The following is a 10,645-nucleotide window of genomic DNA, read 5'->3' on the forward strand; positions in this document are numbered from 1 at the left end:
ATATTTAAATGTTCTATACCACTTCATATTTTTCACCAAACCGTTGCCGTTTAAGATTTCTACTATCATTACCATTATAAAATGAATCACATTCCCAATAGAGTGGCTCAATAAATATGCTCTAGGAGGTGATTGTCATGAGCACTTCTAAACTTAAAAGTCAGATAAGACAAGCTGAACGTGAAATGAAAAGAGCAGAGCGTGAAGCTAAAAAAGCTGAAAGGGAAATGAAAAAGTTAATGAAAAAATTATAAATTCAATGAAAGATTGTGGAGGTGATTGTAGGGTGCACTTTCACATTTTTAATACAATATGAGAAGCAAGAATTTGTTATACAACTCATAAGAGGTATAAATAATGATAATAAATAAAACAAGAATTAATAAATTAGAAACACAATTCAAAGATATAGACGAAGGAACAAATATAATAATTAGCGTATCAGACATAGATAGATTCGATAATCTTAACAAAATTGGATTTACAGAAAATCTAGACATAGGCGAACAAGTTTTACCAGCTATTGGCTCAGGATTAGGTAAATATTCCACCATCACTAAGTTTAATTCCGAAGGGTCATATATCAAAAGACCAGACTTAGGTAAAGAAACAAAGTATTATCAAAGACAATTTAAACGAAATGAATGGAGAGGCAGAGGTAGAACTGAAGAAGTAGTGGACATTCGTACATTTTCATATGAAAGAATATGTAGAGAACCAATTGCACCCCCAAGTATTGAATTAAAAATAGTTGAAAAAGAAGGCCGTAAAATCATAATAGCTAGTGAAAAATTCAGCTATAAAAAAGATGATGAACTATTGAAACATACAATAAATTTATTCTTAGAGCTTTTTAAAGAATGTGAAATACTGCATGAAGATTTAAGCAAATTAATAGACTTAAAAAATCTTAAGAGATTAAACTGGGAAATACTGCCCGAAGGACAAATGCCTTGGGAAAAATTAAAAAAACATTTAAAGCCAGTTTTAGAACAAACAAAGAAAACTAAAAGAATAGCAGACGAAAATAGAATACAATACATTAATGACACATATGAGGCAACTACTGTATTTTATGGAAAAGCCGGTTTTAATGGATATGTGGGATTCGTGTTTAAGGAATTTACTATATTAGAGTCTTTGATTTATGGCAATGCAATATATGTTTTTGATAAAAACTGGTTAGAATTCAGTAAACTAACTAAAAAAGAAATATTGGATGAAAATTTGCATATGGCAAGAATAATACATGATAATAGTTGGAAAAACAAAGTAAAAATGTTATTTGAAAATAATAATCTTAATCAAAATTAATTTTTTGATTAAATTCTTTATTTTTTATATTTTTTCATATCATCCAGTAAAAGCCACTGCACAGTCATCGTGATTGGCTTCATTTGGATATGTTATAATTTTTTCTAAAAATTTCAATGCCCATATTCTTGTGAACCCTGTTCTATCCTGCCCATATGGAAAAATTCCATTCAATTAATGGAGTTCAAAATCTTGTATAACCGTATAAACATTGTTTTAGCACGTATTTACATCACATACTTCGCATTCTATACTGTTTAACTCATAGATGCCTAAAAATACAATATTTTTATAATTAATGTCTTACAGTTCTAAATATAGGATATTAGATATATCTTCCCCTGTAATATTTATATCATCAATTAGATTTTTATATTGAAATTAATAGCCATATGAATCTAGAATATAGATATAACCCTTTAAATCCTTAGCTACTAACACTCTTGTTGTGAAATTTGAATCACATTTTTCATGAATGCATCATCAAATTCACCAGTTGCATCAGAATTATGATACAAATAATGGGCATTTCAAAAAGTAGCTATTAGAAATCAGTAAAAAATCTAACTCAACAAATAGATACTCTTCAACACTACCCCATAGCTACCATCAGTTGGCGATTAATGGGTATGTTAAAAAGTTGCATGTCACATCGCCAGAATTTGTAAAAATTGAAAGATGAATTAACATAGAATTTGGCTAGCGGTCCATTACAGAAAAAATACCTAATGCCAAAATCAAATAATTGACCTTCATTTTGCAAATAAAGGAATTTATGAGGCGTTCTAGCGGTCCATTTTTAAGACTTTTCAAATGGCCATTATTTTAATTGATTTTAGACACCATGATCCCATTAGTTTAAGGTTAAGAATGTATTATTCTGAATTGTTATTTCATTAATTTTGATGGGTCCATTTTTCGGTCAAATTTTGGACCCCTAACCTCACTAAACCTAGCTAAAAAAATAAAAAAATAAAAAGTTTTAAAACATGTTACAACGGCTTTGAAATCACCTTCACCCTACTGTTTATAATCTTATAATCATACTTTCGATAAAGCGAAACGTTGTTCATCACCTTGATATATTCAAGCTTGAGATACTCAGGATTGTCCTTGTAGTAGGCCTGTCTTGTCTTGTTCTTGCCACGGCCGTGAAGCAGATCAACGCTGTCCATGCCCAAGAGATTCCCTTCAAAAGACCCTTGAGTCAGATACGTTGAGTTGAATTTCCTTAACATATGCGGTCGCAGCCGTGCATATCCTCCGACCTCACCAAAACCCAGATAATCATTTAACTTTTTAAACTTATGATTTACATGGTTCAGATTATACTTCAAAAGCGGAGCGTCCAGATCAAAGTCTTCCTGCTTTAGCTTGATTTTGGCAATCCTCTGCACGCATTCGGGATTGAGGAATGTGTAGTATGGCTTGTCTGTCTTTTGCCTGACTAGCTTGCAGGTGCACACCACATTGTTGTTTCTGGCCAAGTACTTTAAAGCGTCATGGAAATTGTCCTTTTTGTGATAGGCTCTTGTTCCTTCAAATAGTGTTCTGTTTGTCATGGATTTGGCCTCGCACCTGCTTGCGCCTGATGATATGATAACCAGAATCCACATCTTCAAGTCATCGTCTGCAAACTGCATTGCAAGTCTCAGTTCGTCTTTTGTCGGCAGGTCTTCAAAGCTGATTAAATCGTTTTTGTTAACATACTTGCTGTTCAGCGGCGGTATGAATGGTATTGTCACCCTGTTGTAATGGTAAAATGTCTTGATTTTAGATATTGAGTCTGTAATTGTGTTTCCTATATGATTTTTGGTTAGATAATCCCTGAATGAGATTATCCTGTCGTATATGCTTAATCGGTTTTCCGGAGTGTGGTTTTCCTGTTCGGTTATTGCTTCAGCCAACAAGTCGCAAAGACTCATGTTGTGGAATGCTGTGTATTTGTTGAATACTGTCCTGTATGATTTTATAGATCCAACGCTATGACCTGACCTTAAGTGAAAATCTTCAATTAAATCCTGATCTGTAGTGTAATACATTTTCTATAACCTCTTTTTTATTTCGATAGATTAAACAAATCTCCTATAAAAATCCATTTCGTAATCTTTTAGTTATCCACCAAGTATATATAAGTTATGTTACTGAACGGGAACCATGATTGGAAATAAGTATTGTGATGCTTGAAGAAAGAGCGAGTAATTATAATTATGATTAGTGATGTAGCTATTTTAATTGATTGGATTTTCAATTAAATTGGTTTTGATTATAAAAATAGTATCTTTGAAATGGTTGAGCTACATGAAAAAATAAAAAAAAGTTGAGGAATGTGAAATTCCTCATTTTATTTTTTGAATTTTATAGTTTTTTTGACCTTGTCCTTGCCGTAGATGGCCTGATAGGTGTACTTTTTGTTTGCTTTGAGTTTATTGTAGACATTCTTTTTGATTGTGAATGTTACAACACCCTTATTGTTGGTTTTAGCCTTAAAAGTCTTTTTATTGAACTTCAAGGTTACTTTCTTGTTTTTGAGGTACTTTTTGTTTACCTTTTTGAGAGTAACTTTGATTTTGATTGACTTTGAAGACTTTTTGGCGTTTACGTTTTTAGCGGTTATGATACTTTTAACAACAACCTTATTTTTGACTTTAACTCCATTATACTCAGCAGTTACAGCATATGTTTTTGGAGCAAGTGTTATTTTAACAGAAGCGTAACCATCAGCATTAGTAATCCTACTAATCTTTTTACCGTTGACAGTAAAAACAACAGTTTTGCCTGCTAGAGGATTTGAGTTCTGTGTCAGCCTAACCTTAAAGTACTTGCCGCTTGAATAAAGCATATTCAAGTTATTGGCTGTTAATTTGGACTTTACCAAAGCGACATTTGTTGTCTTATTAAATCCAGAATATTTACTGTCACCGGAATAAATCACAGTGACATCACCCATAGAGTCCAAACCTGGAACAGTAATAGTTGCCATACCATCAACCAATTCCTGAATATATGTGTTGTTTCCTGCAATAACGGTCAAGTTACCGGTTGCATCCTTACAAAGAGTGATTGATACAGTATCTTTTATGTTTGATTCTATTTCTGGAACAACTTCAGATTTGACGGTGAAAGTGACAATTTCAGAAGTTTGTCTGAATCTCAAATCACCGCTGTAAGTGACATTTATTTGATATTTACCCTCAGCCAAATCAGAAATTGGAATATTGAAGACATTCTCATAGGAAACATCGTTAAAATCAAATGAAACCCTACCAGTAGCCTGGCTGTCTATTGAAATAGTAATCTGTGAATCATCGACACTGACTGTGAGATTAGGATCTTTTAAATCACCACAAGTCAAGGCAAAAATCCTATTGTCAGAAGAAGCAACATAAATCACACCGTTTTTATCCATTATAGGATTACCTGTGATTTTTGTTGACAAATCAGACTTCCACAGTATTTCACCATCACCAGAAACCATATAGAAAATATTATTGGAAGCAAAGTACAAGTTACTGTCATTTCCAATCAAAACACCGGAAGTGATATTCAAATTGGAAACTAATCCCTGTTTACCTGTCAAAACATCATACCTATACAATTTGCCATCAGCATTTAAAGAGTACAAGACATCTTCATCCAAAAGCAATTGCCTAACACCACTTGTTATTTTGCTTTTCCACAATTGAGAACCGGACACCGAATATGCAACAACAGAATCACTTAATGCGGCATAAACAATATTGCCTTCACCGATAACCGGACGCACATTTGCATAATTACCTGATTTTATGAAATTGGACTGCAAGGTATTTGCATCCAAAACCATTAACCTGTTTTCAGAAAGCACCACAACAATATTTTCATTGACTGTAGGTGAGCATAACGGTGCTGTTTTAGCAAGATCAACCAAAATCGGATTTCCACCGAACTCCCACATGCTATACGGAATCTTGACAAGATTATACCTGCCGGAGGTAACCTGATACTCGCTTACAATGTAGACATTGGCATTGGAATCAATAATCGGTGAAAAAATACTGGAACCCTGATAAAGATTGGAAGAACCATACTTCTCACCAGTAGTCTGATTGATGAAATACAATGTATCGCCTGATTTAGGTGAAATAACAACATCACGGCCTATGCATGTTCCTGAAAAATTGCCTTCACGAGTATCAGGAGTGAAAACAAACCTCAAACTGCCATCAGCATCATAGGAATATATTCCGTTTTGTGTTGTAACGTAAATGTTTCCATCACTGTCAATGGTCAAAGCACCAACAATATCCTCCTCCAAATCGATAATGAATGCAATTTCACCGTTAGTGTCAGATCCATATTGTGATTTGTAGGAGCTTTTGGAATCTGAACCTTCGTTTGGCCATTGTGATATAGGATATTCCAAAACGGTGAATGTAGTGGAATTTTGAACAGTATTGTAATTATTGCCATCATAAATTGCAGTGATTTCATACTCACCGATTGCCAAATCGCTGATGACATACTCAACAGCACCGGACAACGGAATAGTGATAACATCCTCACCGATGGTGAAAGTTCCTGAGGTTTTAGCCGGAACGTTAATGTGTATTACTGCATCCTGACCAATCTTAATGTTATCAGCGAAAATATCAAATGTCAAATCTGCCTTTGAGATAGTGAAATCGGCAGATTCTGTCTTATTAAAGTAGGTATCATCACCAGTATAGAAAACAGTAATGTTCTTGTTAGCTCCAGCTTCAAGACCGCTTAAAATAATTACAGATTGACCATCAACTACACCTGATGAGTTGTACTTACCGTCAACCGTTACAGTGACATTTCCAGTTGCATTATCATTCAATCTAACAGTGATTACAGCACTTTCACCGTAAATGATATCCTTTGCTCCAATTTCCATTGATGCATTTAGATTGTCAACTTCTATTTTGGTCGAACTTTGACTTTCAAGATACTTATCATCACCATTATACACCGCTTTGATAATGTAATCACCGCGAGTAATGTTTTTGATAGTGTATGTTGCCTTAGCATTTGTCAATACCAATGTGTGAGCTTTATTGTTAATGTACAATGTTACATTTCCCTGTGCGTCACTTAAGCATGAAACACTAATCAAAACATCCTCATTTACTTTAATTTCACCTATCTCAAGGTTAATTTTTGAAGGATATCTTGAAACCTGAACATTTGAAGTTACATTCTGCGGAATATACTTATCATCACCACTGAAGATTGCGTTTACTGCGTAATTATCAGCTTTTAAATTCTTGAAAGTGAAAATCATGTTCTTTGAGGCTTTCATTGTCTGTGTCAAATTGGAAATCTCAACAGTGACATTTCCTGAAACATCACCTGGCATGGTGATTTGTATGACAACATCCTCTCCGAACATGACGTTTTCAGTTTTAACTTGAAGATTTGGGTTTGACTTTAAAAACTCAAAAGTAATGTCATAGTAAACATCATTATAGTTAACAGTAACAACACCGTTTTTTAAAGCGGTTAATGTATATACAAGTCCTGAATCGAGATTGCCGTTCAATGCATTGTAATTGAATTCGATTTCCGGAAGATTGGTATACTTGGAGGCATTGTTTAAATAAAAACCAAGGGAAATTAAAGCTACCTGATTTTGCTCTAAACGATTAACACTGCTTGTGGCATTTAAAACCAGCCAATTGCTGATGTTTAAATCCACAGGTTTGGCCGGGTTTTTTAAAGTACTTCCCCACCAGTTATAATCCAAAACATGGTTTTGATTGCCTTTGAGTATATCAGTATTATTTAAAATAACAGAGTTAGTGATTGAAGCATAGCCATTATTGTTAATCAGTGCCGCATTATTGTTTATAATGATTGACTTTGATATTTCCGCATGCCTTGCATCAATTAAATTAACAGCAGCATTGTTTTTGAAAATACAATTTTCGATAATCAGATTACCATCATTCTGCTTGATGAAATTATCCACACTCAAGTTTATGATATTCATGTTTTTAAGAGTGAAATTGCTGTTTAAAACAAATTGAGTGGCGTTTGTTAGTGTGGCATTGTTTTCACCTTTAATTAAAACATCATAATCTATTTTGAGATTTTCACTCCAGTTACCATCCAGAAGAATAATATTTCTGCAATCCTTAGCCAACTCCAAAGCCTTCTTGATGGTATTTACAGGAGATGACCTTGAAGATCCGTTGTTGTTGTCATTGCCATTTTTGGAGACAAAAACATACTCACGAGTGCTGGTAACGGTTACCACATTAGTCTTTCTATTTGAAATCGTAGGGATGACATAAACATCACAGATATCAAAATCGCCAAAATCAATAGTAAACATGGTCGTATTTACAGTTTTAACATATTCGTCGTTAATATAAACATCATACCAAGTCCTATCTAAAATATCCTCTTCATAAAAATCTGGACGTGCCAAACTGGCAGTGACCTTTAAGGTTGCTTGTTCATTACCTGAACTAACTGATGTTAATGTCAAATTAGAAAATTCAATTGAATTGCCAAAATACTTATTTCCTGAAACATTATAAAAAGTATCGCTTAAATTTATATATAATACATCTCCAGCACGAGTATGATTGATAAATGTATTATTCGCAATTATGACATCAGGAGACCCATACTGTGGACCTCCGTCCCTGGCATTTATCGCAGTGCCATAAGCTGCAGAATTTGCAATGAAAAGTGAATTTCTAACCTCAAGTGAACCTTCATCCATAAGAGAAATTGCACCACCACAACCAATTCCAGTTGTTGAAAGTGAATCTAAAGCCCAACATAAATTATTATTATTTTTAAATAATGAATCTTCAATATAAATTCTTGGAATTCCACTATATTTACAAGCCCCGATTGCACCTCCACCATTATTGGTAGTGCAATTGTTATCCACAAAAGTAGTGTTATAGATATTTGCAATATTATAAACGTATAATGCTCCACCATTCCAACCGGCAACATTGCCCGTGAAGTTAGAATTGTAAATATTTGTAATGCCTGCACCATAAGTGGTTATTCCACCTGCCCATGCGGCAGAACGATTTTTATAAAATTTAGTATTATAAATGGTTAATTTACCCCAATTCATAATGCAAGTTGTATGCTCATATGCAAAATTATTTGCAAAATAACAATCGCGAACAACCATCGGTTGCAGTTCAGAAACCGTGATTAATCCTTTAGGAATATTGCAATTAACAAAAGAGCAATTATCTAAAATTGCATCCCCTTTTTTAAGAGCGATTACTGCACCATTACCTAATACTGTATTTATATAATCAAAATTACAATTTTTAAATATATAATTTCCATTTCCACCCAGTTGTATAAACTTTGCATCAGGGGAATATTGAAGGTAAACCCATTTAAAGGTAACATTTTCTAAAGTTAAACTTTTTTTATTATAATCTGGAACAACAATTGGAGTATATGTAACAAATTCTCCACCTTCTACAACATAACGAAAACCATCGGAGGGAACATAACATCTATGGAACTCAGAATCCCCAATATATGATCCCGCAGATCCAATAATTTTCACATTATTGTTAATTTTAATTTGATAATTCGAATCTGTCGGACTAGATGGATAAAAATTTGTATTTTCTTTTAATCTTAAAGTATAATCCTTATCGGTTAGAGAACAATAATACTGTAATTCATCCCAATCATTAACAATAATTTCATCAGGTTCATCGCTCTTTAACAAATCCGATGAATCAACACTCCCAATTTCATCTAAACATTGACTGTTTGAATTGATTTCAGAAATATCGTCAGACATTGTAACATTACCTGAATCAATTTCATTTGCAGATACTGCACCAATACTCAAAATTAAGATGAAAAATATTAAAATAAAATAGGATTTATTAAAATTCATAAAAAAATATACCTCCATCTTATAAAAAAATAATAGAGAAAGAATAATTCCCTATTTTTTAACTGTAATTTTTTTGCTTACACCCTCTTTTAGATAAGTAACTCTATATGTGTATTTTTTACCTGCTTTGAGTTTTTTAAGAACATTATTCTTAATAGTAAATGTTGCTACTCCTTTTTTATTGGTTTTAACTTTATAGGTTTTGCCTTTGAATTTTAAGGTTACTTTCTTACCTTTCAAGTATTTATTATTCACTTTTTTCAAGTTTACCTTGATTTTAAGAGATTTTGCAGACTTTTTAGCATTTATATTCTTAGCAGACACAATGCTTTTAACAACTACCTTATTAGACACCTTAACACTACTATACTGTGCAGTTACAGTGTATGTTTTTGGAGCAAGTGTTATTTTAACAGAAGCAATTCCATTCTTATCAGTTACACCAGTTATCTTTTTGCCATTAACAACAAAAGTAACAGTTTTTCCAACTAAAGCAACATCATTTTGTGTTAGTTTAACCTTATAATAACTTCCACTTGTATAAAGCATGTTTAAGTTACTACCAGTTAATTTGACTTTAGTAGATGCAACATTAACTTCCCTTGTAAATGAAGCATAATTACCATCACCACAATAACTAATAACTACATTACTGCTTGAATCCAATCCTGGAACATAAATTGATGCTTTACCGTTAACTAATTCCTGAGTGTATGTTTCATTTCCAACAGTTACAGTCAGTTGACCTGTTGCATCACTTGGAAGACTAACAGAAACTGTATCTTTTTTACTGGATTCAATTTCAGGTGAAACTTTAGGTTTTACAGTGAAATTAACCACTTTAGAAACACTATTAAATCTTCCATCACCAGCATAGGAAATGTTTAATTGATAATTTCCAGAATCTAAATCTTCAATAGACTTATTGAAAATATTTTTATATTCATTCCCCTCGAGAGTGAAAATTACATCACCAGTAGCTTGACTGTCAATATCTACAGTAATATATTTATCATCTACATTGACAATAAGATTAGGATCTTTTAACTCAGCATGTGTTAAAGCATAGATTTTGTTATCCTGTGAAATAACATAAACGGTTCCTTTTTCATCCATTACATGATTACCAATAATTTTAGAGTCAAGAGTTGATTTCCACAATATTTCACCATTGGAATTTAACCCATAAAAAGTATCATCAGATGCAATATACAAATTACCATCATTTCCAATTAAAACACCAGAAGTAACTTTTAAACTGGACATTAATGATTCTTTACCATTAATCAAATCATATCTATATAAGTTACCTTTGGAATTGATTGAATACAATCCTTTTTCAGGATCCAATACTAATTTATCTCCAACGCCACCAGTTACTTTAGTTTTCCACAATTGAGAACCAGATATGGAATATGCTACAATAGAATC

At 32.9% G+C, this 10,645-nt stretch carries 4 protein-coding genes; 1 reads left to right on the forward strand and 3 read right to left on the reverse strand.

Going from position 1 to position 10,645, the window contains the following annotated elements:
• Positions 1-357 precede the first annotated feature (357 nt).
• Positions 358-1,314, forward strand: a complete 957-nt coding sequence (locus ACKI30_RS08425; RefSeq protein WP_407411564.1) for a hypothetical protein — start codon at positions 358-360, stop codon at positions 1,312-1,314.
• A 992-nt stretch (positions 1,315-2,306) separates the two neighbouring features.
• Here the strand turns inward: ACKI30_RS08425 and ACKI30_RS08430 are convergent.
• The 3 genes from ACKI30_RS08430 to ACKI30_RS08440 form a co-directional block, all read right to left on the reverse strand.
• Positions 2,307-3,356: a hypothetical protein gene (locus ACKI30_RS08430; protein ID WP_407411566.1), complete on the reverse strand. Its 1,050-nt coding sequence runs from the start codon at positions 3,354-3,356 to the stop codon at positions 2,307-2,309.
• A gap of 302 nt (positions 3,357-3,658) precedes the next feature.
• Entirely contained in the window at positions 3,659-9,166 is a 5,508-nt protein-coding gene (locus ACKI30_RS08435; RefSeq protein ID WP_407411568.1) for an Ig-like domain repeat protein, read from the reverse strand.
• A 99-nt stretch (positions 9,167-9,265) separates the two neighbouring features.
• Positions 9,266-10,645, reverse strand: a 1,380-nt coding sequence (locus ACKI30_RS08440; protein WP_407411570.1) for a PQQ-binding-like beta-propeller repeat protein, incomplete at its 5' end; no start/stop codon positions are given.

Source organism: Methanobrevibacter sp. (genome assembly GCF_045539575.1).
Classification (GTDB): domain Archaea; phylum Methanobacteriota; class Methanobacteria; order Methanobacteriales; family Methanobacteriaceae; genus Methanocatella.

What these genes read in the sequence shown, in the direction of transcription:
- ACKI30_RS08425 (WP_407411564.1), top strand. Translation starts at nt 358, where the DNA reads ATGATAATAAATAAAACAAGAATTAATAAATTAGAAACACAATTCAAA.
- ACKI30_RS08430 (WP_407411566.1), bottom strand. Translation starts at nt 3,356, where the DNA reads ATGTATTACACTACAGATCAGGATTTAATTGAAGATTTTCACTTAAGG.